We start from the raw sequence: 22,887 nt of genomic DNA on the forward strand, positions 1-22,887 counted from the left end.
GCCAAGATGAAAGGGGCTGCGATGCGCCCGAGGTCCGAAGCCGAGGTGAGTGAGGCGATCCGCGCGGCGGCGGGACCGCTGGCGATTGTCGGCGGCGGTACGCGGCGGCTGGGCGAGGTCTCCGGGGCTGTGGTGGAAACCGGCGGGCTGGCCGGAGTGCGGCTTTATGAACCGGGGGCGCTGACCTTGGTAGCCGGGGCCGGAACGCCCTTGGCCGAGGTAGAGGCCCTGCTGGCGGGCGAGAGGCAGCGACTGGCGTTTGAGCCGCCGGATTTGCGCGGGCTGTTGGGACGCAGCGGCAGTTCAACCCTTGGCGGGGTGGCGGCGGCCAATGCCAGCGGGCCGCGCCGGGTGCAGGTGGGGGCGTGCCGCGATGCGATGCTGGGCTTGCGCTTTGTCGATGGGCGCGGCGATGTGGTGAAGAACGGCGGGCGGGTGATGAAGAATGTCACCGGCTATGATCTGGTCAAGCTGCTGGCTGGCAGCCGGGGGGCCTTGGGCGTGATCACCGAGGTCAGCCTGAAGGTTCAGGCGGTGCCGGAGGCCGAGGCGACGCTGATCTGCGAGGCGGGCGAGGTGGCAGGGCTGGCGCTGCTGCATGCCGCGCTGAAAACACCGTTTGATCTGAGCGGCGCCGCTTGGGCCGGGGGGCGGGTATTTCTGCGGGTTGAAGGGCTGGCAGGGTCGGTTGCCTATCGCGCCGGGGCCTTGCGCACGGCGCTGGCGGGGGATTGGCGATTGGCCGACGGAACCGAAAGCACCAAGATCTGGCGCGATGTACGCAATGTGGCGGCGTTTGCGGGCAAGCCGGGGGCGGTGTGGCGGCTGGTGGTGAAGCCGACGGCGGCGGCGGGCATCGTGGCGCAGTTGGGGGCCGCACAGGCGATTTACGATTGGGGCGGCGGGCTGGTCTGGCTGCTGACCGAGGCGGACGCGGATGTGCGTGGCGCTGTGGGTGGCCATGGCCACGCCACGCTGGTGCGCTCCTTGCCCGGCATGGCGCAGCCCTTGCTGCCCCCAGAAGCCCCCGCTGTTGCCACCCTGACCGCGCGGCTGCGCGCCAGCTTTGACCCCAGAGGCCTGTTCGCCGGAGGCACCGCCTGATGCAGACCCACTTCACCCCCGAACAACTGACCGACCCTGGCCTGAAACGCGCCAACGAGATTCTGCGCGCCTGCGTGCATTGCGGGTTCTGCACCGCCACGTGCCCCAGCTATCAGGTGCTGGGCGATGAATTGGACAGCCCTCGCGGTCGTATCTACCTGATCAAGGAGATGCTGGAGACCGGGCGGCCCGCCGATGAAAAGACGGTCAAGCATATTGATCGTTGCCTGTCGTGCCTTGCCTGCATGACCACCTGCCCCAGCGGCGTGCATTACATGCATCTGATCGACCATGCCCGCGCCCATGTGGAACAGACCTATCGCCGCCCGCTGACCGACCGCATGTTGCGCTGGGTGTTGGCCAAGGTGCTGCCTTATCCGGGGCGTTTCCGGTTGGCGCTGCTGGGGGCCAAGATGGCGCGGCCTTTCGCGCGGTTTCTGCCCGATGCCCGGTTGCGGGCGATGGTGGCCATGGCGCCGAAAACCGTGCCCGCCGTCAGCCGCAACGATAATCCGCAAACCTTTCCGGCCAATGGAGAGCGGCGCTTCCGCGTGGCGCTGATGACCGGCTGCGCGCAAAAGGCGCTGAACACCGATATCAATGATGCCACGATCCGCCTATTGCGGCGGCTGGGCTGCGAGGTGGTCATACCGCCCGGCATGGGCTGTTGCGGCGCGCTTACCCATCACATGGGCCGCGAGGACGAAGCGCATGAATTTGCCGGGGCGAATATCCGCGCCTTTTTAGCAGAAAAGGCCAAGGGACTGGATTTCATCGTCATCAACACCTCTGGCTGCGGCACGACGGTGAAGGATTACGGCCACATGCTGCGCAGCACTCCCCTTGCCGCGCAGGCGGCAGAGGTGGCAGGGCTGGCGAAAGACATCAGCGAGGTTCTGGTGAAAATCGGCCTGCCGCCGGGCACGCCAAAGGGCCTGCGGGTGGCCTATCATGCGGCCTGTTCGCTGCAACATGGCCAGCAGGTCAAGACGGCCCCGAAAGACTTGCTGAAGCGCGTGGGGTTCGAGGTGGTCGAGCCAGCCGACAGCCATCTGTGCTGCGGCAGCGCGGGCACCTACAACCTGTTGCAGCCAGAGATTTCCGCAGAGTTGAAGCGGCGCAAAGTGGCCACGCTGGAGGCGAAGGCCCCCGATCTTATCGCAGCAGGCAATATCGGCTGCATGATGCAGATCGGGTCGGGCACCGGGGTGCCTGTGGTGCATACGGTGGAACTGCTCGATTGGGCGACCGGCGGTCCAAGGCCGCGGGCTTTGTCCTCTCTGCCTCAGACCGGCGTTGCGGGCTGAAAGTGGCACAAAGGCGGGGACATACGCTGGCTGGCTGCACGCCGCACCCCCGACGTGGCGCGTTGCGGGGCTGAGTGGGCTGGCATAGACTGGAGTGACAGAGACCAATCGCGGGCGCCACAAATGCGCCGGAAAGCCGCTTTAGACCTTGCGCTGATCTGCCACCCCGAACCAGAGCGTTCCAATAAATGTTGAAAGCGGTTTTCCCTGTGATACGCACCTTGCCCTTGTTGGGCCTGATTTTGGCGTTGCAGGCCGCGCCTTCGACTGCCCAGCAAAGCCCGCTGGTGGCGATGCAGACGGGCGATGACTCGCGCGGCTGGCAGGCGGTCGGGCGGTTGCAGCTTGGCGACCGGGGGTTCTGCACCGCCACGTTGATCGCCGAAGATTTGGTGCTGACCGCCGCGCATTGCCTGTTCGACAAGGAAACCGGCGCGCGTCTGCCGATTGAAACCATTGAATTCCGCGCCGGGTGGCGCAATGGCCGAGCCGAAGCCTATCGCAATCTGCGCGCCGCCGTGGTGCATCCAGATTACGTCTATTCCGGTGCCGAGGATCTTGAGCGGGTGGGCTATGACGTGGCCCTGTTGCAACTGGACCGGCCGGTCAAGCTGCCGCAGGTTCAGCCCTTTCCCACCGGGCCGGAACCGGATGCCAACACCGATGTGGGCGTGGTTTCCTATGCGCAAGACCGCTCCGAGGCACCCTCGCTAGAGCGCAGTTGCCAGGTGCTGGACCGGGGCGGCGACATTCTGGTGCTGTCTTGCGATGTCGATTTCGGGGCCTCCGGTTCTCCGGTCTTCGAGATGGGCCCCGAGGGGCCGCGTGTGGTGTCGGTGATCTCGGCCAAGGCGGAATCGCAGGGCCGCAAGATCGCGCTGGGGGTTGGCATCGAAACCGCGCTGCCGCTTCTCAAGGCAGAGCTGGGCCTTGGCAAGCCGGGCAAGGTGCGGCTTTTGTCGGGCACCGGCGGCGCCAAGTTCGTCAAACCATAACGCAGGCCAGCGGCGCAGGCGGGGGCTTGAAACCCGCAAAATCACCCCCAGATCATGGAGACCCCCGGATGCCGCTATGGGCCGGGGCAACCCTTGTGGCCTGTGCCCGTGCCGGGGCAGGCCGATCTGACATCGCTTTCGGAGGATGACATGCGAACCTTTGATCTTGCCCCCCTGTACCGTGCCACTGTCGGCTTTGACCGCATCGCCGACCTGATGGACCGCGCGCTGACCGCTGACGTTCAACCCAGCTACCCGCCCTACAACATCGAAAAAACCGCCGAAGATGCCTATCGTATCTCGATCGCCGTTGCGGGCTTTGCGCCCGAGGAGCTGTCGGTCGAGGTGAAAGAGGGGGCCTTGTTCGTGGTGGCCCGCAAAGCACCCGAAGCGTCGGAAAAGGCCTATCTGCATCGCGGCATTGCCACCCGCGCATTCGAGCGCCGCTTTGCGCTGGCCGATCATGTCCGCGTCACCGGCGCCACGCATGAGCTGGGCATGCTGCACATCGATCTTGTGCGCGAAACGCCAGAGGCGCTGAAGCCCCGCCGGATCGAGATTGCCGGACCCACCCGGACCGAGGTGAAGCAGGTAGAGGCGAAGGCGGAAACCGTTAACTGATCTGGTCTGATCTGGTCTGCATTCCCGATAGGCCCGTCGCACCCTGCGGCGGGCCTTTTCATACCTCGGTCAGGTCGTGATAGGCCTGCAAGGCCAGCCGCCGCAGCGTATCGCGCGGCAGGTCACCCACCAGCGCACAGCCCAACCCGCGATCCACCCACCAAAAGGCCTGCGCGCCCGGCGCCTCGGCAAAGGCCAGATCGGTCTCGGCCCCTTCGGCGCGGGTGACATAGATGGTCAGCCTGCGGCCCATGGCATCTTCGTACATCAGCAGCCCGGCGGGCGAGGCCTGCCCCGGCACCAACCGCCCGCCAATCAGGCGAAAGCCGTCGCGCGCCAGATCGGGCACACGGATCGGCTGGCCCAGACGTTTGGACAACCATTTGACCAGATGCGCCTCGTCGCTGGCGGGCACCTCGACCGGATGGGCCACCTCGACTGCATAGGTCGCATAGCTGCCCAGCGCCGCCATCGCCAATGTCTGGCCCTGCGGGGCCTGCAACCGCGCCATCCCCCAACCGCCCGCAAACCCCAGACCCAGTAGCACCACCGCTGCCGCCGCGAATTGCCACGCCGCAGTGCGGTTGGCAGGCTGCGGCGGGCGCAGTGCTGCAATCAGGCGCGGGGGCACCGGCTCTTCGGCCACAGGGGCGTAAAGCGTGCGCAGAGCGGCGTCCTGCCGGTCCCATTCGGCCAGTTTTGCCGCCACCTGCCCGTCCTTTGCCGCATGCCCGGCCAGCGTGGCGCGGTCTGCCGCATTGCCGTGGCGCAGCAACAGCAGGTCTTCGTCTGACAGGATCGCTTGCCCGCTCACGGCCCATTTCCCTTTCTGGGGCGACTGTCATCGTCGCGCCCCGTCATCTGCCGCAATGCCGCCCGCGCCCGCCCAAGACGAGAGGCAAGGGTGCCTTGGGCAATGCCCAGAACCTCTGCCGCCTCGGCAATGCTCATCCCTTCCAACCCCACCAGCAGCAGGGCGGCGCGTTGGTCTTCGGGCAGGCGGCCCATGGCGGCGTGAACCTCGGCCAGTTGCAACCGGCCATCGGCGGCGGGTGGAACGGCGGGTTCGGCCAGCAGCGCCACAACCGGCGCCCCCCTGCCCCGCCGCAGCCCATCGCGAAAGCGGTTCAGCAGAATGCGGAACAGCCAGCCCCTTAACGCGCCATCACCCCGCCATTGGCCCAGATGCGCCACGGCAGATTCCAGCGTGTCCTGCACCAGATCATCGGCCCCGTCGCGATCCCGCAGCAGCCCGCGGGCATAGGCCCGCAGGCTGGGGATGGCCGCCTCTATCTCGTCCAGAACCGGCATTTCCTACCTTACTTGGCGACGTGCCAGACGCCTTTGACGCCATCACCCGTCATGTCGCCGGGCTTGGTGTCCTTGACCCACAGATACAGCGGCATCCCGTCATAGGTCCACTGCATCGTGCCGTCGGTGCGTTCGGTCAGGCCATAGTCGCCCGTCGCCGCAGCGCCTTTTTCGGCCAGCAACGGCGGCCAGTTGGTGGCGCAGGCGTCATAGCAGGCCGATTTGCCGCCTTCGTCCTTGTCAAAGGTGTAAAGGGTCATGCCCTTGGCATCGGTCAGCACGCCATTCGTTTTCATGATGCCCGTCTCGGCCAATGCGGGCAGTCCGGCCAGCGCCAGACAGGTTGCAGCAATCGCAATGCGGATCATGGTTTTTCTCCAATTTGGTTTCGCAGGTCCGAAACCGGGACGGGTGGCCCTTGTGGTCACCTGATCAGAATGACGCCGCCGATGCGGGGTTCATCCCCCGCATCGGCAAAAATCACGCAAGGGTGATCGGGTTAGCGTGCCGACAGACTTTCCGCCAGACGCATCAGGTTCACCGCCTCGGCGCGGTAGCCAAAGGCATCCTCGCCACGCGCCTTGGTGGCCAGCGCGATCATCTGATCCCAGCCCCAGTCGCCCAGATACTTGGCCCCGCGCAGTTTCTGGCCAAAGCCTGCAATCGCCACGGCAAACTGCGCATCCTGCGACGGAGCGGCGGTTTCCTGCGGGATCGGGGTTTCCAGCAGGGTGCTTTGCGTCTGCCCCGGCGCGACCGAGCGCAGGCGCAGGAACCCCAATTCTGCGGTGCTGCCCGTCGCCGGGGCGGCACCATAGCGCAGCGGATCGTTCAGCAGCGCGGGGCTGCCGGGCGGGGTGACTTCGTAGATTGCCGTTACTTGTGTGCCTGCGCCGATGTCGCCCGCATCCACCTTGTCGTTATTGAAATCCTCGCGGGCAAGCGCGCGGGTTTCATAGCCGATCAGCCGATATTCAGCGACGGCGGCAGGGTTCCATTCGACCTGAATTTTCACATTGTCGGCAATGGGGTAAAGGGCACCTGTCAACTGATCGACCAGCACCTTCCTCGCTTCGTTCAGCGTGTCGATATAGCTGGCGGTGCCGTTGCCGTTCTGGGCCAGCGCCTGCATCGTGGCATCATCCAGATTGCCCCGGCCAAAGCCAAGAACCGACAGGTAGGTGCCCGTCTCGCGCTGTTTTTCAATCATCTTGGTCAGGTCGGCTGGGTCGTCGATGCCAACATTGAAATCACCATCGGTGGCCAGCAGCACGCGGGAAACTTCTCCCTTGGCCTTCATGCCTTCGGCCACCTGATAGGCCAGCGCGATGCCTTCGGCCCCGGCGGTTGAACCACCGGCATCCAGATTGTCCAGCGCCGCCAAAATGGCCGCCTTGTCGCTGGCCGCCGTGGGGGGCAGCACCAGCCCCGCCGACCCGGCATAGGCGACGATGGCCACCTGATCCTGAGGGTGCAGTTGCGGCAGCATCAGCGCAAGGGATTGCTTCAAGAGGGGCAGCTTGTTTGCATCTTCCATACTGCCAGAGGTGTCGATCAGGAACACAAGGTTCAGGGGCGGCCGTTCCACGGCAGGCACCGCGCCCTGAATGCCGATATGCACCAGCCGCGTGCCCGCGTTCCACGGGGTCGGCATCACCGTAACCGTCGGGCGAAAGGCTTGCCCCGCCTCGGGTGCGGGATAGCTGTAGAGAAAATAGTTCACCATTTCCTCGACCCGAACCGAATCCGCATCTGGCAACATCCCCGCCATCAGGGACGAACGGACGACAGCATAAGAGGCGGTGTCCACGTCGATGGAAAAGGTGGAAACGGGTTCCTCTGCCGTCACATGCACGGGGTTCACCGGCGCGTTCGAGAAGGCCTCGCTATTTTCCACCGGCACGGGCGCAGGGTCCACCAGATAGGGCATGGCACCGCCGACTGCACGCTCTGCCATCGGCGCGGCGGCGATGGCAGAGTCGCTTTCCATGCGCAGACGGCCTTCGGCTTCCAGCGGGGGTGGGGCCTCGGGCAGCGCCGCGGAAATGGCGTTTCTCGGCGCGGCCAGATCTTCGGTCAGCGCGGGTTCGGTCTTGGTTTCAGGCGGCAAAGAAGGTCGCGCCTTGGGCTTGGCGGGTTGGACCTGCGGCGCGGGGTCAGACGTCTGCGCAACCTCCGGCTTGCCACCGGAGACAGGCAATTGCCCGGCAATGGGCAGGAACACCACAAACCCGGCGATCAGCGCGGCGGCAGAGGTGGTGGCGGTCAGCAGGGGGCGGGATTTCAGGGCATTCAGCATGGAAAACGCTCCGGCAAAGATCCCCGCCTTCACGGGCGGGTTGCCATTGGAACGCAAGCCATTGGCCGATCCTTGGAGCCGGTCAAAATTTTCCATCGCTTGCGCCAGCGCACGGGCGCGGGCCTTGTCATCGGCCACCGGGGTGGCGCGCTGCATCGCGGCTTTCAGATCGTCGAGTTCGTCGGTCATCTCGCCTCCTCGGCGGCCATTGCGCGCAATTGCCGCTTTACCTGCGCCATGCGCCAGGCAACCGTGCCTTCCGAAATCCCCAGAACGCGCCCCGCCTCGGCCTGGGTCAGTTCTTCGCCCAGAACCAGCGCCACGGTGTCGCGCAGTTCAGGCGTCAGCCGGGCCATTGCCGCTCCCAGCCAGTCCAGCGCCTCGGCCTCTTCGGATATCTGGTCCTGCCGGGCAATCTCCCAATCGCCCCAGCCATCGGCGGCGCGGGTGCGGGTGGCCTGACGGCGGCGCAGGTCGTGGGCTGCATTGACGACAACGCGATAAAGCCAGGTGGTAAAGCGCGCCTCGGCCCGCCAATGGCGCAGCTTTACCGGCAGGGCGGCACAAATATCCTGCGCCAAATCCTCGGCATCAACGCGACTGCCGGTCAGCCGAAAGGCCAGACCGAATATCCGGTCGTAATGGCGACCGATCAGGACTGAAAATGACGCACGGTCACCGCCAAGGGCGGCTTCGGCCAGCGTCTCATCTGAAGTATCCATCAGCATCACAGTGCTTTGACGCAGGGCAGTTGGCAATCCTTGGCCCGGCCATGAAAAAAACCGGCGGCAGGAAGCCGCCGGTTGGCACTCGTTACAGGGGGAACGGGAAAAGGGTCAGTACAGCAGGCTGTCATAAACCCCGTAAGCCGCCGCCATCGACCGGGTGGCCCCCGGCTGGCCGCTGCGGCGGGCATAGGAATTCACCGCCTCATAGGTTCCCGGCCCGAAAGAGCCATCGACCCGGCCATTGTAGTAGCCCTGATTGCGCAGCTCGCGCTGGATGTCGCGACGCTCGGACGAGGAATAGCTGTTGAAGGCTTGCCCCAGCGTGGTCTGATAGACCGAAATGCGCTGCGGCTGGTAATACTCGCGCGGCGCTTGGCGATAGCCATAGGCGGGCCGTTCGTAATAGCCGTCGCCCTGATAGCGGCGCGGTTGCTGATGTTCGCGGATATCACGCTGCACATGCTGGAACAGCAGCGTCCCGGCGATGCCGGTGACGATGCCTTGCTCGCGGTCACCCCAGGCCAGAGCGGGGGCGGCCGTCAGGCCAATGGAAAGCGCGGTTGCAGCGGCCAGCGCGGTCTTGAAGATAGGGTGTGACATATCTTGTCCTTTCGCAGCGGCCCTTGGCAGCGGGCCATGACCAAACAGATGGGGCGAAAGGCGGTGCTAGACAAAATCGGCGGCTGGTTATCACCTATCAAGGCGTAAACCATGGCCGTCAGATATGAAAAACGGGGGCTGAAGCCCCCGTTTTCCTTGGAATTTCCAGATCAGACCGACAGGCAGATGTATTTCATCTCCAGATAGTCCTCCATGCCGTGATGGCTGCCTTCGCGTCCCAGACCCGATTGCTTGACGCCACCGAACGGCGCCACCTCGGTGGAAATCAGGCCGGTGTTCACGCCGACCATGCCGTATTCAAGCTGTTCCTGCACGCGGGTGATGCGGCCGATGTCGCGGGCGTAGAAATAGCTGGCCAGACCAAAGATCGTGTCATTGGCCTTGGCAATCACTTCCTCTTCGGTGTCGAACTTGAAGAGGGGGGCGACGGGGCCAAAGGTTTCCTCGCTGGTCACCGCCATCGCATCGGTCACGCCGGTCAGCACGGTGGGCTGAAAGAACGACCCGCCCAGCTCATGCCGCGCGCCGCCCAGAACCACCTTGGCACCCTTGGCCTTGGCGTCGGCGATGTGTTCTTCGACCTTTTCCAAGGCATCCATGTTGATCAGCGGCCCGAACTGCACCGAATCCTTCAGCCCATCGCCAACGCTGGTCTTGGCCACGGCGGCCTTCAGCTTTTCGGCAAAGGCATCATAGACGCCGGCCTGCACATAGATGCGGTTGGCGCAGACGCAGGTTTGGCCGTTGTTGCGGAACTTGGAAATCATCGCGCCTTCGACGGCCTTGTCCAGATCGGCGTCGTCAAACACGATGAAGGGCGCGTTGCCGCCCAGTTCCATGCTGCATTTCATCACCTGCTCTGCCGCCTGACGCAGCAGGATGCGGCCCACCTCGGTGCTGCCGGTAAAGGTCAGCTTGCGGACGATGGGGTTCTCGCAGAATTCCTTGCCGATGTCGGACGCACGGGCCGAGGTGATGACCGAGAAGATGCCCTTGGGCAGACCGGCGCGTTCGGCCAGCACCGCCAGCGCCAGCGCCGACAGCGGGGTTTCCGCCGCCGGGCGGGCGACAAAGCCGCAGCCCACCGCCAGCGCCGGGGCGCATTTGCGGGTGATCATCGCATTGGGGAAGTTCCACGGCGTGATCGAGGCGACAACGCCGATCGGCTGCTTGATCACCGTGATGCGCTTGTCGCGCTGATGGCCGGGGATGGTTTCACCGTAAACGCGCTTGGCCTCTTCGCCAAACCATTCGATGAACGACGCGCCATAGGCGATCTCACCCTTGGCCTCGGCCAGCGGCTTGCCCATTTCGGCGCACAGGATGATGCCCAGATCGTCCTGATTGGCCATCATCAGGTCGAACCACTTGCGCATGATCGCGGCGCGTTCCTTGCCGGTGCGGGCGGCCCATTCCTTTTGCGCCACGGCGGCGGCGGCAATGGCGCGGGCAGCATCGGCGCGGGTCAGATTGGGAACGCGGGCAATCACATCGCCACGGGCGGGGTTCGTCACCTCGAACGTCGCGCCGTCGGCGGCATCGACCCATTCGCCCGCCACATAGGCCTGGGTTGCCAGAAGCGAGGGGTCTTTCAGCAGATCGCGCAGATTGGTTACGGAATCGAGCATCACGCCCTCCTTCGTTTTTCGGGATGGACATGACATGGCCGACAGGGGCTAAAAAGTCTAGCTGGCGCTACCCGGCTGGACTGAAATTCTGCACTGAACTGGAGTCATCGGATGGATATGGACCGCGAATACGCCAATGGCGCCTTCATTCCGGGGTCAGAGGGGCTGCCGGACCTGTGGGCGCAAAAGGCAGCGGGGTTCCGGGCGGGCCTTGGCGCGCGGTTCAGCACGCATGACTATGGCCCCGGCCCCCGCCAAAAGCTGGACCTGTTTCGCCCAGAGGGCGCGGCGCGCGGGCTGATGATGTTCGTCCATGGCGGCTATTGGCTGGAGTTTGGCCGCGAAAGCTGGTCGCATCTGGCGGCGGGCGCGGTGGCGCGGGGGTGGGCGGTGGCGATGCCGTCTTACACGCTGGCCCCCGCCGTGCGGATTTCCGACATGACGCATGAGGTGGCGGCGGCGGTGCAGACAGCGGCGGCGCTTGTTGCCGGGCCGGTGGTGGTGACGGGCCATTCAGCAGGCGGGCATCTGGCGGCCCGGATGGCCTGCCCCGATCAGCAGGTGCCCGTGGCGCGGGTGGTGCCGATTTCACCCCTTGCCGATCTGCGGCCACTGAGGGCCACCGCGATGAACGCGGACCTGCGGATCAATGAGGCAGAGGCGCTGACGGAAAGCCCCTGTCAGCACCCGTTGCGCGCAAGCGTTCAGGCCCATGTCTGGGTGGGTGGGCAAGAGCGCCCGGCCTTTTTGTGGCAAGCGCGCACCCTGTCGGAAAGCTGGGCCTGTGACTGGACGGTCGCGCCCGGCCTGCACCATTTCAATGTGATCGACGGGCTGGAAAGCCCCGGTTCGGCGCTGATGGCGGCCTGTCTCGACGGGCTGTGACCACGGGGACTGGTGCTTGGCCCCCACGCACCAGTCTTACGAATTGGCGTGCATCCGTTCGATATAACCGCGCATCTCTTCCGCCTCCAGCCGGGCGTCGCGCAGGCCTTCCATCGCGGCGCGCAGCTCTGCCTCGGTCTGGGCGATCTGGTTCAGCAACTCGGCCTCGCGGTTTTCCATATAAAGCAGCGCCTGATCGCGGACCTCTTCGGCTTCGTGCAGCGATTGGGCCAGCCTGTCCATTTCGCCCATGTCGCCGCCCGCAACGCGGGTAAAGCGGTGCAGCAGCCAATAGGTGAACCAGCCCAGCGCGAAAGCCAGCAACAGCACGATGGCGGTTGAAAAGATGAATTCGATGCGGTTCATCGGGTCTTTCCTGTCAGCCCTGCTTTTCGGGGCGCGGTTTGGGGCGGACGGTGATCTTTTTTGGCGCAAGCGACGGGGAATCGTCTTCGGCGGCTTCTGGCGAAACCTCGGGCGATGCGGCGGGTGCGGCGTCCCTGTCTTTACCGACTTGTGGCGCGGCGGCGGCCTTCTGCACACCGGCCAGCACGAAATCGATGCGGCGGTTGACCTCGCGGCCTTCTTCGCTGGCATTGTCGGCGATGGGCTGGGTTTCGCCGTAGCCCTTTGCACTCATGCCCGACACATCGACCTGACGGCCTTGCAACGCCAGAAGAACTGCCTCGGCACGCGCCTGCGACAGCGACAGGTTGCCGCCGTCCGACCCTTGGGAATCGGTGTGGCCCTGAATTTCCATCCGCGCGCCGGGGCAGCGTTTCAGCACATCGGTCAACGCTTCGATCGCGGCATTCGACGCGCCCTCGATCTCGGCCGATTGCGGCGCGAACTTGATCTTGTGGCGTTTCAGCACATCGGCCACGTCCTCGGCGCATTCCTGCGGCGTGGGAACCGAGGCGATGGGGTCCAGCGCCTCATCATAACGCACATCGACCTTGAAGGTCTGGCCCTGCCCCAGCTTGTCCGACAGCACCTGAGAGATGCGCGCCTTGGCCACCTGCGACCCGGTAACGCCCGAAACGGTGACCGCATCGGCCCGCACCACCAGCTTGCCCTCTTTCAACTGGGCCAGCGCCTCAAGGCCCGCCAGAACCCGCACTGGCCAGCCATCGGGGGTTTCGGCATCCAGACGCGGGGCCAGATACACCTTGCCCGTGCCGAAGAGCGACGTGGCAAAGGCACCGACAGCATCGCGTTGCGCCTCATCCGTCAGGCGGCCGCGCAGTTCGACCCGGCCCGTTTCGCCATTCAGCACGGCGGTGAATTCGGCAGGCCCCTGCTGCACCGTTTCAGATTTCGCCAGCTTGGCATCCAGCGAGAATACCTCTGGCAAGGTGGCGGTCAGATCGCCGACCACCCGGTCAAAATCGGCCTGTGAAACGCCTGCGCCCGCCTCCAGCGTGACATCGGCATCGCGGAAAGTGATGGTCGCCTCGCTCAACGCACTAACTGCGGCAATGCCCGCAGCCGCCGCATCCGCCCAAGAGGGCGTGGGCACGCCAAGACCCACGGCGCACAAGATGCGCCCCGTCACCCCGGCATCGCGGGCGGCGGCGACAATCCGGCTGCGGGCCTTGTCGGTATCGGCGGAACAGGCATCAAACCGCGTGCCACCAGCATCCTTTACGAAACGCAAGGTAAAGGGGGTGATCACCGGCCTTGGCGCCGAAATCTCAACCGTGACAGGCAGGCCCTCGGGCCGCACACCCGCCAGTGCCGCCTCAAAGCTGCGCCGCTCGGCATCGCTTGCGGCGATTGCGGTGACCGCAACGCCATCGGGCGACACCGACACTTTGGAACGCGGCAACATCGTCAGCGCCGCTACGCCAAAATCCAGCGCAGGCTGCCAGCCGTCGGGCGCGGGATAGGCGGCGGTTTCGATCATGTTCTGCACCTCGCTGCCCACCTGCAACGCCTGCGCCTTGGCCAGCAGATCATCGCGCTGCGCCCCGTCGGGCAAAAGGCCGATTAACTGAATGCCGTCATCGTTGCGCAGCATTTCCAGCGAGAATTTCGGCGGTTCGAACGCCTTCGGTGGCGCGACATCCATCCGGTCGCGGATGCGAGAGTTTTCCACCATGTCGCCGGTCAGTTTGACGACGTGAAAGCGCTGCGCCTCGTTCGGGGCGGTGCCGTAAAGCTGGATCTGCAAGCCCTCGGCCCGCACCTCGACCCAAGTGATCCCTTCATTCAGCAAGCGGCTGCGCACGGCAGACCCGGAAATGCGTTCGACCACCAACGAGGCAATCGCCGCGACCAGCAGGAACAGAAGACCAGCCGCCACAAAGGCCGCCCAGGCAAGGAGCGTCTGCGAGAGGCGAAGAGAAGGCAGTTTGATCAAGGGCGCATTCGCTTGGGAATCGGCAGGACAGGCAGCTTGGCCTGCTTAAGGCGCGGGCGCGCAACGATCAATCAAACCATGGCCCCTGCGGCAAGAAACAGCGCAGCAATCAGCCCGGCATCGCGGTTGGACCGAAAGGCCCGCATGCAGGCGGCAGGGTCATCCAGGTTCAGCCCACGCATCTGCCAGACCATGTGCCACCCCATGGCCCAGGCCCCCGCCAGCCCCAAAAGCAGCGGCAAAACACGCCCCGTCGGCAGGACGGCGGCCATGACCGCGCCCGCCATCAGCAAAACACTCAGCACAAGAAAGGCGAACAGCCATTGGCGAGAGTTTTCCGCAAACAGCCGCGCGGTCGATTTCACCCCGATCAGCGCGTCATCCTCTTTGTCCTGATGGGCATAGATCGTGTCGTAATACAGCGTCCAGACAATCCCGGCGGCATAAAGCAGCAGGGCAGGTAACCGCACCTCGCCCGCATGGGCGGCATAGGCCAGCAAGGCACCCCAGTTGAAGGCAATGCCCAAAAAGACCTGCGGCCACCAGGTAAACCGCTTGGCAAAAGGATAGACCGCGACCGGCAGCAGCGACAGCACCCCCAGCAAAATGGCCGCGCGGTTGTAACTCAGCAAGATCGCTGCCCCGATGACCGCCTGCACCCCCATCCAGACCAGCGCGCCCCGCACGCTGACCTGACCCGAGGGGATGGGCCGCGACCTTGTGCGCGCGACCTGCGCGTCAATCTTGCGGTCGGTGATGTCGTTCCAGGTGCAGCCCGCACCCCGCATCACAAACGCCCCCACGGCGCAGGACACCGCCAGCCAGATATCCCATGGCCGGAACCCATCTGCCATGGCGGCCAGCGCGATGCCCCACAGGCAGGGGACCAGCAGCAGCCAGGTGCCGATCGGCCTGTCAGCCCGCGACAACCGCAGATAGGGGCGCATGGGGGCCGGGGCGTAGCGGTCTACCCAATTGCCCGCTGCGGCATCGGCCACCCGCATGTCGGCCAAAGGCTGGGCAGGCTCTGGCAATTCTGACGGTGCGGACATAGCTTGGCTTTCATGGAACAGGCAAAGATCAGGCTTTATGTAGATCAGCCCGTGGCGGCGGGGCAACCCGTGGCGGTCGGCGAAGGGCAGGCCAATTACTTGTTCAACGTCATGCGGCTGGCACCCGGCGCGCCGGTGGCGCTGTTCAACGGGCACGATGGCGAATGGCTGGCGCGGGTGGAACAGGCGGGCAAGCGTGCGGGCATTCTGCGGGCCGAGGCGCAGGTGGCCCCGCTGCGGCCCCCGCCCGACCTGTGGCTGCTGTTTGCGCCCATCAAAAAGGCCCGCACCGATTTTGTCGTGGAAAAGGCGGTCGAACTGGGCGTCGCGCGCATCTTGCCGGTGCTGACCCGGCGGACGCAAGGCGACCGCATCCGCCAAGACAAGATGCGCGCCCATGCGATTGAGGCCGCCGAGCAATGCGGTGCGACCGTCGTGCCCGAGGTGGCTGAGGCGCAGCCGTTGGACCGCCTTCTGGCAAGCTGGCCAACGGGCCGCCGCATCCTGTGGGCGGATGAGGGGCTTGCGGGCACTGCCGCCACTTTTGCTGGCCTGCCCCCCGGCCCTTGGGCGATTCTGATCGGCCCCGAAGGCGGCTTTACCCCCGAAGAGCGCGCCAGCCTGCAAGCCCTGCCGCAGATTGTTGCCGCCTCGCTGGGGCCACGCATCCTGCGGGCCGAAACGGCGGCAGTGGCCGCCATCACCCTGTGGCAGGCCCATCTGGGAGACTGGAAATGATCCGCCCGGCGGTGCGTGCCGCCCTTTACCGCTGGCGCGAGGTGATTGCGGCGGCGGCCATTGGCGCGGTGGGGCTGTGGTTCATCCGGCTGGGCGGGCTGATCCTTATTCCGGCAGGGGCGGGTATTCTGGCGCTTGGCGCTGGCCTTGGCCTCAACGCCTGGCGACGACTGCGGTTCGGGCAAGAGGTCGGCGCGCCGGGTGTGGTCGAGGTGGACGAGGGCCAGATTTCCTATCTTGGCCCCGAGATCGGCGGCTTTGTCAGCCTGCCGGAACTGGTGGAGATCAAGCTGATCACCCTGCGCGGCAGGCGGCTGTGGCGGCTGAAACAGGCCGACGGGCAGGCCATTCTGGTTCCCGTCGATGCGGCGGGGGCCGACCGACTGTTTGATGCCTTTGCCAGCCTGCCCGGAATGGGCACCGCCGATCTGGTCGCAGCCCTTGGGCCAGAGCCGGGCAGCGGCGGGCATCTGCCCGTGCCAGACGGGCTGGCCGGGATGCGCATGGTCTGGCGGCGGCCGGGCGCAGGTGTCGTGGCACGCCCCTGAACCGACGCCGCGCGCCCTTGACTTGTCCGCGCCGACAAGACACCCATGTGCGCCCAGAGCAGTCTTATTGCAGTCCTAATAACGAGGTTCCCCATCATGTCGATTCCCCAGTCTGGCGGCGGCCTGATCGAGGACTTTTCGCAGCTTGCCGCCTATATGGAATCTGGCTGCAAGCCCAAGGACCAGTGGCGCCTTGGCACCGAACATGAAAAGTTTGGCTGGCTTGAGGGCAGCCGCGCGCCCCTGCCCTATGGCGGCGACCGCTCGGTTTCCGCGCTGTTCCAAGGGCTTGAGCAGAAATTCGGCTGGTCCCCCGTGCGTGAGCGCGACAATATCATCGGCCTGACGCGTGGATTGGCGAACATCAGCCTGGAACCCGGCGGCCAGTTCGAATTGTCGGGCGCGCCCGTCGCCACCGTGCATGAAACCGAAGCAGAGCTGCGCCAGCATCTGGATGAGGTGGCCAGCATCGCCACGCCCCTTGGCATCCGCTTCATGGGCATCGGGGCTGCACCGGAATGGCACCATGACCAGATGCCCGTGATGCCCAAGGGCCGTTACCGCCTGATGACCGATTATATGGGCCGCGTCGGCACCCACGGCACGCAGATGATGTACCGCACCTCGACAGTGCAGGTGAACCTCGACTATGCGTCCGAAGCCGACATGGTGAAAAAGTTGCGCGTGGCGCTGGCCTTGCAGCCGGTGGCGACCGCACTGTTTGCCAGCAGCCCGTTCTTTGACGGCAAGCCCAATGGCCACCGCAGTTGGCGTGGCCGCATCTGGCGTGATCTGGATGCCAGCCGCACCGGCATGCTGCCGTTTGCCTTTGATGAGGGCATGGGCTTTCAGGCCTATGTCGATTGGGTTTTGGATGTGCCGATGTATTTCGTCTACCGCGACGGCAAATACATCAACGCGCTTGGCCAATCGTTCCGCGATTTCCTGAAAGGCCAACTGCCCGCCCTGCCGGGTGAAAAGCCCACCCTGTCCGACTGGGCCGACCATATGACCACGGTTTTCCCCGAGGCGCGGGTGAAGAAATACATCGAGATGCGCGGGGCCGACTGCGGCGATTTCGCCCATATCGTCGCGCTGCCCGCGTTCTGGGTGGGGCTGATGTATGATCAGACGGCACTGGATGCCGCTTGGGATCTGGTCAAGGGCTTTGAAGCCGAAACCCGCGAAGGGCTGCGGATCGCCGCCTCTGTCTCGGCGCTGGCCGGAGAGGCGAATGGCATCAAGCTGATCGACCTTGCCCGCGCCGCCGTGGGCCTGTCGCACGCGGGCCTTGCCGCGCGGGGCTTGGGCGAAGAACGCCACCTTGCGCCGCTGATGCAGTCGCTGGCCACCGGCAAAACCCAGGCCGACCGTTTGCTCGACCTGTATAACGGCACTTGGGGCAAATCGCTGGAACCGATCTACGCGGCCACCAGCCTGTAAGGCACGACAGCAGTCCTGTTTTTCTCCTCCCCCTTGGCGGGGAGGGACAGGGGAGTGACTGTCGCCAATATCAGGGCGCGGCGGCGTCCTTGGCAGTGTCTTCGCCCTCGCCTTCCACCGGCTGGCTGTCTTCATCGCCACCCACCGTGCGGACCGACATCATCACCTGCCCGTTCCACACCTCGGCATCCACACAAGGGTCCGATCCGGTGCCACCGCATTCCGCGCCATGCACTTGCAACAGCAGAACCGGCCCGCCGAAATCAACCACTTTCCAGCCCAGCGCCATGTAGTCCGACCGGGTTTCCCCGATCAGAACCGAGACCATGCTGCCCCCCGTGCCACCCCAGGCGCTGGCCATGGTGGAACAGGCGAACTTCGACCAATCCACAATGCTTTCGGGTTGCCCGTCGCCGGTAAGGTCAACCGCAGTCACGGCATCCGCTGCCATGGTCACGGTGCCATTGTCGAAACTGGCGCAATCGGCCTTGGCCTCGGTCAGAATATCTTCGGCGGTAATGCCCGCCTGTGCGGTGGCAGGCAAGACAAGGGCGGCCAGCAGGATCAGCGTTTTCATGCCTTTTTCTGCCCGATCTTCGGTTCGGTTCCGGCCTTGATCCGCTCCAGATTGGGCCAGTGGCGCAGATAGATCAGCGCCGTCAGCACAACCACCAGAAACAGCATCGTCCCCTGATCAAACACAAAGCACCACAGCGACGACAGCGCCGCCGCAATCAGCGCCGCAAGCGAGGAGATGCGGAACAGAACCGCCGCCACCAGCCAGGTCGCACAGGCCGCAAGCCCAACCGGCCATGCCAGCGCGATCAGTGTGCCGAGAAAGGTCGCAACCCCCTTGCCGCCACGAAACCCCAGCCAGACCGGGAACAGATGGCCCAGAAAGCTGGCCAAGGCGGCCAGTTGCGCCGCATCCTCGCCCACCGTGGCCCGCGCGATCAGCACCGCAATCGCCCCCTTTGCCGCATCCAGCAGCAGGGTCGCCAGCGCGGCGCCCTTGTTGCCGGTGCGCAGCACATTGGTGGCGCCAATGTTACCCGAGCCGATCTGACGCAGATCGCCCAGCCCCATCAATCGGGTGATCACCACTCCGAACGGAATGGACCCCAAAAGATACGCCAGAGCGCCGACGATGATCAGCGACAGGGGGGCAGAGGTAATGGGGGGCATGTCAGTTCGCCTCGAATACGCAGTTGCCGGAAACCCAGGTTCCCAGCACCTTACCTTCCAGCCGCGCGCCGTCAAACGGCGTGTTCTTCGATTTCGACCGCAACCTGAAGCGGTCCAGCACGAAAGGCGCATCGGGGTCGAACAACACCAGATCGGCGGGCGCGCCCACCGACAGCCGACCTTGCGGCAGGCCAAGGCGATTGGCCGGGTTCAGCGCCAGGGCCTTGAACAGGCCGGCCAAGTCCAGCGCCCCGGCATGATAAAGGCGCAAGGCGGCGGGCAACAGGGTTTCAAGGCCCACGGCACCCGAAGCCGCCTCTTCAAACGGCAGGCGTTTGGATTCCTCATCCGCCGGGGTGTGAAAGCTGCCGATCACGTCGATCAGCCCATCGGCCACCGCCTGTACCATGGCCAGCCGGTCATCTTCTGACCGCAGGGGGGGCGTGAGTTTGAAGAAGGTGCGATAGTCGCCCACGTCGAATTCGTTCAGCGTCAGGTGGTGGATCGACACACCTGCCGTCACATCCAGCCCCTGTTCCTTGGCGCGGGCCAGCGCGGGCAGGCTGCGGGCGGTGGTGATCTGGTCGGCATGGTATCGCACGCCGGTCATTTCGGCCAAGGCGAGGTCACGCTCCAGCCCCATCCGCTCGGCCATCGGCGACACGCCGGGCAGGCCGCGAAGGCTGGCGAACTTGCCGCTGGTGGTGGCCGCACCCGCCGAGAGGCCCGGTTCCTGCGAATGGCCGATCACCAGCGCGCCAAGGCTGCGGGCATAGGTCAGCGCCCGCGACAGGGCCTTGGTTTCGGTTGCGACGTGGAACACATCGGTAAAGGCAATGGCGCCCGCATCCAGCAAAAAGCCGATCTCGGTCATCTCTCGCCCCTGCCGACCCTTGGTCAGCGCGGCCATGTGGCGGATGCGCACGGGGCTGGCTTCAGCCGCGCGGCGGGTGACGAATTCCAGCGTTTCGGGGGTATCGATGGCGGGGGTGGTATCAGGGCGGGCGATGATGGTGGTCACGCCGCCCGCCGCCGCCGCAAGGCCCGCAGAGCGAAAGCTTTCGCGGTGGCGCTCGCCCGGCTCGCCGATCTTCACACCCCAATCGACGATGCCGGGGGCAAGGCACAGGCCGCCACCGTCAACCACCACCGCGCCTTTCGGTGCCGCGGCCCCATGGGCGGTGATGACACCCCCTTCGATGGTCAGGCTGCCCACCTCGTCATTGCCGGTCTCCGGGTCGATCACGCGGACGTTCTGGAAAACGGTAACGGTCATCGGGGGCCCCTTCGCTGTCCGCGCCTGCCTAGCGCGCCGGGGGCTGGTCGGCAAGCGCGGCGGTGGCCTGCTGCATCAGGCCAAACACCCGGCCTGCATCTGATATGCGCAAAAACCCCACCGGGCGGCGCACCGTCTTGGCGGGCACATACATGCCATCGCTGTGCGAGCCTTGCCAGCGCCCGCGGATCTGGCGCTCGTCCACCGCGAACAGAACCGAACCGGGCGCGCCTTCCTGCAAGGTCAGCGGCAGGCCGGGCGACAAGGCAACGCGCCGCAGGTCGCGCTTGCCCATTGCATTGGTTGCGATAAAGGCGGTGCGATCTGTCAGGGTGTAGTGTGTCTTGCCACGCAGATACGCCTCCCAGAACAGTCGACCAATGGCCAGATGCGCCCCGACCAGCAGAAAGGGGATCAGGAACAGCGCAGCGCCCGGGTGCGTCGCCCCCGTGTTGGTCATCAGGAACAGCGCGAAAGCCATGAACACCAGCCCAAAGACGGTGGTCGGCCGCGCCAGCCCGCCCCAATCCACCCGCGCATCGGGCTGACCCTGCCACAGAATGGTTTCACCGGGGGCAAGGATGTTCTCCCATCCGGGCGGCGGGGATTGGGTCATTGGGGCCTCTTACACTGGTTAAATGGGGCGGCGCGCGTCGCGGGCAGCCAGAATTGCCGAAACCGTCGCCGCCGGATCTGCCTGAAACTTGATAAGATGCTTGTCGCCTGCCTTGGTCACGATCTGCGCCGCATCAAGAAATGTCCGCGCCTCTTTCACCTGCGACAGTGGCACGATCCGCCCGCCGGGGCCAAGCAGGCGCCGCGTGGTCATGCGCCAGTCTTCCTGCATCACCTCGGATTTCAGAAAAGCGGCGCGCAACCCGATGGCCAATATCGCGGCCAGCGGCCCCGTCCAGGGATAGGGGCTGCCCAAGGCAACCAAGGCCACCCCGCCCCCCGCAGCGGCGATCACGGCCAGAATGGCGTTGCTTTTCAGATAGCTGTGCAAATCAGGTGCAAAGGTCGCCACCAGCTTTTCATCACCCTGCAAAGAGGCCGGGGCGGCATGGATGCTGTCACGTTCAATCCGGGCCATGGCTGCTCCTCCGCCCCTTGGCCCGATGTTAGCCCGCCAGAACCACGAAAGCGACGGTGAAAAGAACAAGAAACACCAGGACGGCGGTGGCAACCATACCGCCGGTCCGCATCTCGGATTTGGTGGGTTTGCGGTGGGGGTCGGGTGTCATGGCTGTGGATTGTCCTGTAGCGCGCGAATGAGATGATACACGTTTTCAGCATCGGCGATGTTTTCAAATCCGGCGCGTACTGTGCCAAGATCACCATCCGAGTCGCGCTCCAGCCGCGCATGAAACCACAGGCTGTCAGCGCGTTTGCCCTTTTCCAACTCCAGCGCCGTGGCGGGCAGGATCGGATAGACGCTCAATTTGCGGCCAAATGCGGACCGCGAGACATAGGCCGCCCGTGTGCTGAGGGCATAGCGGACATGGCGCGCCGCCGTCCGCGCCTCGATCCACGGGCCAAAAACCAGAAACCCGCCAACCCCGCCGAAGGGCAGGCCAAAGGCGGCAAAAAACACCGCCAATCCTGCGTCAGAGGTGGTTTGGGCCACGGACAGGCGATGGACACCAAAGATGAAAACGGCAATGCCGATGACAAGGAAAGGCAGGCCGAATATCATCAGAAACAATGATTTGCTGCGCTGATGAAAGCCTGCAACGGGCGCACCCTGCCACAGCAGGCGTTCGTCAGGACGAAAGTAGTGCTGCCAGCTTTCGGCCTTCACACATAGCTCTCCACCGCCCGCCGCCCGCGCTCGGCCCGCAGGTTCCGTGCCAACAGGTCCATACAGGCCATGCGGACGGCGACGCCCATTTCCACCTGCTCTTGAATCACACTCCGGTTGATGTCATCGGCGATCTCACCGTCGATCTCGACCCCGCGGTTCATCGGGCCGGGGTGCATCACGATGGCATCGGGCTTGGCATGGGCCAGTTTCTCGGCATCCAAGCCATAGCGGTGGTAATATTCCCGCTCCGACGGGATGAAGCCACCATCCATCCGCTCGCGCTGAAGGCGCAGCATCATCACCACGTCGGCGTCTTTCAGCCCCTCGGCCATGTTGTCGTAAAGCTCACACCCGAACTCGCCCACGCCCGCAGGCATCAGGGTGGGGGGGGCGATCAGGCGGATGCGGTTTTCCATCTTGCCCAGCAGGATCAGGTTGCTACGGGCCACACGGCTATGTGCGATGTCGCCACAAATCGCCACGGTCAGGCGCTGGATACGGCCCTTGGCGCGGCGGATGGTCAGCGCGTCCAGCAGGGCCTGCGTCGGGTGTTCGTGCCGCCCGTCGCCTGCATTCAGCACGGCGCAATCCACCTTTTGTGCCAGAAGGTTGACCGCCCCGCTGGCCCCATGCCGCACCACCAAAAGGTCGGGGTGCATGGCGTTCAGCGTCATCGCGGTGTCGATCAGCGTCTCGCCCTTCTTCACGCTGGAGGACGCGACCGACATGTTCATCACATCCGCCCCCAGCCGCTTGCCCGCCAGTTCAAAACTGGCCTGCGTGCGGGTGGAGTTTTCAAAGAACATGTTGATCTGCGTCATTCCCGCCAGCACGTCGGACGATTTCACCGTGCGGCGGTTCAGATCGACATAGCGGTCGGCCAGATCAAGGACGGTCACGATTTCCTGCGGCGAAAGCTGCTCGATCCCCAAAAGGTGGCGGGCGCGAAAGGTCATGGGCTTTCTCCGGCTGGTTTGGGT

Annotated in this window: 26 protein-coding genes; 8 read left to right on the forward strand and 18 right to left on the reverse strand. The window is 65.0% G+C overall.

Annotated elements, in window-relative coordinates:
- Window positions 1-21 precede the first annotated feature (21 nt).
- The 4 genes from JI744_RS12100 (at window position 22) to JI744_RS12115 (ending at window position 4,027) form a co-directional block, all read left to right on the forward strand.
- On the forward strand, window positions 22-1,104 hold the full coding sequence (locus JI744_RS12100) for an FAD-binding protein (RefSeq protein ID WP_202661494.1): 1,083 nt from the start codon (window positions 22-24) through the stop codon (window positions 1,102-1,104).
- Window positions 1,104-2,411 (forward strand): glycolate oxidase subunit GlcF, encoded by a 1,308-nt coding sequence (gene glcF, locus JI744_RS12105; protein WP_202661269.1) that lies wholly within the window; start codon window positions 1,104-1,106, stop codon window positions 2,409-2,411. The genes JI744_RS12100 and glcF overlap by 1 nt, the downstream gene beginning before the upstream one ends.
- Before the next feature lie 212 nt (window positions 2,412-2,623).
- Window positions 2,624-3,406 carry a trypsin-like serine peptidase gene (locus tag JI744_RS12110; protein ID WP_202661495.1) on the forward strand — a complete coding sequence of 261 codons (783 nt, stop codon included), beginning with the start codon at window positions 2,624-2,626 and terminating at the stop codon, window positions 3,404-3,406.
- A 150-nt stretch (window positions 3,407-3,556) separates the two neighbouring features.
- Window positions 3,557-4,027, forward strand: coding sequence for an Hsp20 family protein (locus tag JI744_RS12115; protein WP_202661496.1), 471 nt, complete (start codon window positions 3,557-3,559; stop codon window positions 4,025-4,027).
- A 58-nt stretch (window positions 4,028-4,085) separates the two neighbouring features.
- Here JI744_RS12115 and JI744_RS12120 read toward each other — a convergent pair whose 3' ends face one another.
- The 7 genes from JI744_RS12120 to JI744_RS12150 form a co-directional block, all read right to left on the reverse strand.
- Window positions 4,086-4,841 (reverse strand): anti-sigma factor family protein, encoded by a 756-nt coding sequence (locus tag JI744_RS12120; protein WP_202661271.1) that lies wholly within the window; start codon window positions 4,839-4,841, stop codon window positions 4,086-4,088.
- Window positions 4,838-5,338, reverse strand: a complete 501-nt coding sequence (locus JI744_RS12125) for a sigma-70 family RNA polymerase sigma factor (protein WP_202661273.1) — start codon at window positions 5,336-5,338, stop codon at window positions 4,838-4,840. Before JI744_RS12125 ends, JI744_RS12120 begins: the two co-directional genes overlap by 4 nt.
- Before the next feature lie 8 nt (window positions 5,339-5,346).
- Window positions 5,347-5,706 carry a COG4315 family predicted lipoprotein gene (locus JI744_RS12130; RefSeq protein ID WP_202661275.1) on the reverse strand — a complete coding sequence of 120 codons (360 nt, stop codon included), beginning with the start codon at window positions 5,704-5,706 and terminating at the stop codon, window positions 5,347-5,349.
- 131 nt (window positions 5,707-5,837) lie between these two features.
- Window positions 5,838-7,826: a YfbK domain-containing protein gene (locus JI744_RS12135; protein ID WP_202661277.1), complete on the reverse strand. Its 1,989-nt coding sequence runs from the start codon at window positions 7,824-7,826 to the stop codon at window positions 5,838-5,840.
- The gene (locus JI744_RS12140) at window positions 7,823-8,359 is read right to left on the reverse strand and encodes an RNA polymerase sigma factor (protein WP_202661279.1); all 537 of its coding nucleotides are present in this window, start codon (window positions 8,357-8,359) and stop codon (window positions 7,823-7,825) included. Before JI744_RS12140 ends, JI744_RS12135 begins: the two co-directional genes overlap by 4 nt.
- 114 nt (window positions 8,360-8,473) lie before the next feature.
- On the reverse strand, window positions 8,474-8,965 hold the full coding sequence (locus JI744_RS12145; RefSeq protein WP_202661290.1) for a peptidoglycan-binding domain-containing protein: 492 nt from the start codon (window positions 8,963-8,965) through the stop codon (window positions 8,474-8,476).
- Window positions 8,966-9,135: 170 nt separating this feature from the next.
- On the reverse strand, window positions 9,136-10,614 hold the full coding sequence (locus tag JI744_RS12150) for an NAD-dependent succinate-semialdehyde dehydrogenase (RefSeq protein ID WP_202661292.1): 1,479 nt from the start codon (window positions 10,612-10,614) through the stop codon (window positions 9,136-9,138).
- Between the two features lie 111 nt (window positions 10,615-10,725).
- On the opposite strand from JI744_RS12150, the gene JI744_RS12155 reads away from it, so the two are divergent.
- Complete coding sequence (locus JI744_RS12155; RefSeq protein WP_202661294.1) at window positions 10,726-11,499, forward strand: alpha/beta hydrolase; 774 nt, start codon at window positions 10,726-10,728, stop codon at window positions 11,497-11,499.
- Window positions 11,500-11,535: 36 nt separating this feature from the next.
- Here the strand turns inward: JI744_RS12155 and JI744_RS12160 are convergent, their stop codons facing one another.
- The 3 genes from JI744_RS12160 to ubiA all read right to left on the reverse strand — a co-directional run bounded on the left by JI744_RS12160 (window position 11,536) and on the right by ubiA (window position 14,913).
- Window positions 11,536-11,865 carry a hypothetical protein gene (locus JI744_RS12160; protein ID WP_202661296.1) on the reverse strand — a complete coding sequence of 110 codons (330 nt, stop codon included), beginning with the start codon at window positions 11,863-11,865 and terminating at the stop codon, window positions 11,536-11,538.
- Window positions 11,866-11,878: 13 nt separating this feature from the next.
- The gene (locus tag JI744_RS12165; protein WP_236019409.1) at window positions 11,879-13,861 is read right to left on the reverse strand and encodes an OmpA family protein; all 1,983 of its coding nucleotides are present in this window, start codon (window positions 13,859-13,861) and stop codon (window positions 11,879-11,881) included.
- A gap of 71 nt (window positions 13,862-13,932) precedes the next feature.
- The gene (ubiA, locus tag JI744_RS12170) at window positions 13,933-14,913 is read right to left on the reverse strand and encodes a 4-hydroxybenzoate octaprenyltransferase (protein WP_202661298.1); all 981 of its coding nucleotides are present in this window, start codon (window positions 14,911-14,913) and stop codon (window positions 13,933-13,935) included.
- Window positions 14,914-14,925: 12 nt separating this feature from the next.
- On the opposite strand from ubiA, the gene JI744_RS12175 reads away from it, so the two are divergent.
- The 3 genes from JI744_RS12175 (at window position 14,926) to JI744_RS12185 (ending at window position 17,642) form a co-directional block, all read left to right on the forward strand.
- Window positions 14,926-15,651 (forward strand): 16S rRNA (uracil(1498)-N(3))-methyltransferase, encoded by a 726-nt coding sequence (locus JI744_RS12175; protein ID WP_202661300.1) that lies wholly within the window; start codon window positions 14,926-14,928, stop codon window positions 15,649-15,651.
- Window positions 15,648-16,199, forward strand: a complete 552-nt coding sequence (locus tag JI744_RS12180; RefSeq protein WP_202661302.1) for a hypothetical protein — start codon at window positions 15,648-15,650, stop codon at window positions 16,197-16,199. Before JI744_RS12175 ends, JI744_RS12180 begins: the two co-directional genes overlap by 4 nt.
- Before the next feature lie 96 nt (window positions 16,200-16,295).
- Window positions 16,296-17,642, forward strand: coding sequence for a glutamate--cysteine ligase (locus JI744_RS12185; protein WP_202661304.1), 1,347 nt, complete (start codon window positions 16,296-16,298; stop codon window positions 17,640-17,642).
- Window positions 17,643-17,712: 70 nt separating this feature from the next.
- Here the strand turns inward: JI744_RS12185 and JI744_RS12190 are convergent, their stop codons facing one another.
- Genes JI744_RS12190 through JI744_RS12220 form a run of 8 tightly spaced genes read right to left on the reverse strand, consistent with a single transcriptional unit; the run spans window position 17,713 to window position 22,863 of the window.
- A complete protein-coding gene (locus tag JI744_RS12190) occupies window positions 17,713-18,219 on the reverse strand; it encodes a hypothetical protein (protein WP_202661306.1) in 507 nt (168 codons plus the stop codon).
- Entirely contained in the window at window positions 18,216-18,827 is a 612-nt protein-coding gene (gene plsY / locus JI744_RS12195; protein WP_202661308.1) for a glycerol-3-phosphate 1-O-acyltransferase PlsY, read from the reverse strand. Before plsY ends, JI744_RS12190 begins: the two co-directional genes overlap by 4 nt.
- A gap of 1 nt (window position 18,828) precedes the next feature.
- Entirely contained in the window at window positions 18,829-20,103 is a 1,275-nt protein-coding gene (gene pyrC, locus JI744_RS12200) for a dihydroorotase (RefSeq protein ID WP_202661310.1), read from the reverse strand.
- A 28-nt stretch (window positions 20,104-20,131) separates the two neighbouring features.
- Window positions 20,132-20,719: a hypothetical protein gene (locus JI744_RS12205; protein ID WP_202661312.1), complete on the reverse strand. Its 588-nt coding sequence runs from the start codon at window positions 20,717-20,719 to the stop codon at window positions 20,132-20,134.
- Window positions 20,720-20,737: 18 nt separating this feature from the next.
- Window positions 20,738-21,196: a hypothetical protein gene (locus JI744_RS12210; RefSeq protein ID WP_236019410.1), complete on the reverse strand. Its 459-nt coding sequence runs from the start codon at window positions 21,194-21,196 to the stop codon at window positions 20,738-20,740.
- A gap of 28 nt (window positions 21,197-21,224) precedes the next feature.
- On the reverse strand, window positions 21,225-21,347 hold the full coding sequence (locus tag JI744_RS19245; protein WP_268885796.1) for a hypothetical protein: 123 nt from the start codon (window positions 21,345-21,347) through the stop codon (window positions 21,225-21,227).
- The gene (locus JI744_RS12215) at window positions 21,344-21,904 is read right to left on the reverse strand and encodes a hypothetical protein (RefSeq protein WP_202661314.1); all 561 of its coding nucleotides are present in this window, start codon (window positions 21,902-21,904) and stop codon (window positions 21,344-21,346) included. Before JI744_RS12215 ends, JI744_RS19245 begins: the two co-directional genes overlap by 4 nt.
- Complete coding sequence (locus JI744_RS12220) at window positions 21,901-22,863, reverse strand: aspartate carbamoyltransferase catalytic subunit (RefSeq protein WP_202661316.1); 963 nt, start codon at window positions 22,861-22,863, stop codon at window positions 21,901-21,903. The genes JI744_RS12215 and JI744_RS12220 overlap by 4 nt, the downstream gene beginning before the upstream one ends.
- Window positions 22,864-22,887 lie beyond the last annotated feature (24 nt).

It is taken from the genome of Fuscibacter oryzae, assembly GCF_016765795.1.
GTDB lineage: Bacteria > Pseudomonadota > Alphaproteobacteria > Rhodobacterales > Rhodobacteraceae > Fuscibacter > Fuscibacter oryzae.

What these genes read in the sequence shown, in the direction of transcription:
- JI744_RS12100 (WP_202661494.1), top strand. Translation starts at nt 22, where the DNA reads ATGCGCCCGAGGTCCGAAGCCGAGGTGAGTGAGGCGATCCGCGCGGCG.
- glcF (WP_202661269.1), top strand. Translation starts at nt 1,104, where the DNA reads ATGCAGACCCACTTCACCCCCGAACAACTGACCGACCCTGGCCTGAAA.
- JI744_RS12115 (WP_202661496.1), top strand. Translation starts at nt 3,557, where the DNA reads ATGCGAACCTTTGATCTTGCCCCCCTGTACCGTGCCACTGTCGGCTTT.
- JI744_RS12125 (WP_202661273.1), bottom strand. Translation starts at nt 5,338, where the DNA reads ATGCCGGTTCTGGACGAGATAGAGGCGGCCATCCCCAGCCTGCGGGCC.
- JI744_RS12130 (WP_202661275.1), bottom strand. Translation starts at nt 5,706, where the DNA reads ATGATCCGCATTGCGATTGCTGCAACCTGTCTGGCGCTGGCCGGACTG.
- JI744_RS12135 (WP_202661277.1), bottom strand. Translation starts at nt 7,826, where the DNA reads ATGACCGACGAACTCGACGATCTGAAAGCCGCGATGCAGCGCGCCACC.
- JI744_RS12140 (WP_202661279.1), bottom strand. Translation starts at nt 8,359, where the DNA reads ATGGATACTTCAGATGAGACGCTGGCCGAAGCCGCCCTTGGCGGTGAC.
- JI744_RS12145 (WP_202661290.1), bottom strand. Translation starts at nt 8,965, where the DNA reads ATGTCACACCCTATCTTCAAGACCGCGCTGGCCGCTGCAACCGCGCTT.
- JI744_RS12150 (WP_202661292.1), bottom strand. Translation starts at nt 10,614, where the DNA reads ATGCTCGATTCCGTAACCAATCTGCGCGATCTGCTGAAAGACCCCTCG.
- JI744_RS12155 (WP_202661294.1), top strand. Translation starts at nt 10,726, where the DNA reads ATGGATATGGACCGCGAATACGCCAATGGCGCCTTCATTCCGGGGTCA.
- JI744_RS12160 (WP_202661296.1), bottom strand. Translation starts at nt 11,865, where the DNA reads ATGAACCGCATCGAATTCATCTTTTCAACCGCCATCGTGCTGTTGCTG.
- ubiA (WP_202661298.1), bottom strand. Translation starts at nt 14,913, where the DNA reads ATGTCCGCACCGTCAGAATTGCCAGAGCCTGCCCAGCCTTTGGCCGAC.
- JI744_RS12175 (WP_202661300.1), top strand. Translation starts at nt 14,926, where the DNA reads ATGGAACAGGCAAAGATCAGGCTTTATGTAGATCAGCCCGTGGCGGCG.
- JI744_RS12180 (WP_202661302.1), top strand. Translation starts at nt 15,648, where the DNA reads ATGATCCGCCCGGCGGTGCGTGCCGCCCTTTACCGCTGGCGCGAGGTG.
- JI744_RS12185 (WP_202661304.1), top strand. Translation starts at nt 16,296, where the DNA reads ATGTCGATTCCCCAGTCTGGCGGCGGCCTGATCGAGGACTTTTCGCAG.
- JI744_RS12190 (WP_202661306.1), bottom strand. Translation starts at nt 18,219, where the DNA reads ATGAAAACGCTGATCCTGCTGGCCGCCCTTGTCTTGCCTGCCACCGCA.
- plsY (WP_202661308.1), bottom strand. Translation starts at nt 18,827, where the DNA reads ATGCCCCCCATTACCTCTGCCCCCCTGTCGCTGATCATCGTCGGCGCT.
- pyrC (WP_202661310.1), bottom strand. Translation starts at nt 20,103, where the DNA reads ATGACCGTTACCGTTTTCCAGAACGTCCGCGTGATCGACCCGGAGACC.
- JI744_RS12205 (WP_202661312.1), bottom strand. Translation starts at nt 20,719, where the DNA reads ATGACCCAATCCCCGCCGCCCGGATGGGAGAACATCCTTGCCCCCGGT.
- JI744_RS12210 (WP_236019410.1), bottom strand. Translation starts at nt 21,196, where the DNA reads ATGGCCCGGATTGAACGTGACAGCATCCATGCCGCCCCGGCCTCTTTG.
- JI744_RS19245 (WP_268885796.1), bottom strand. Translation starts at nt 21,347, where the DNA reads ATGACACCCGACCCCCACCGCAAACCCACCAAATCCGAGATGCGGACC.
- JI744_RS12220 (WP_202661316.1), bottom strand. Translation starts at nt 22,863, where the DNA reads ATGACCTTTCGCGCCCGCCACCTTTTGGGGATCGAGCAGCTTTCGCCG.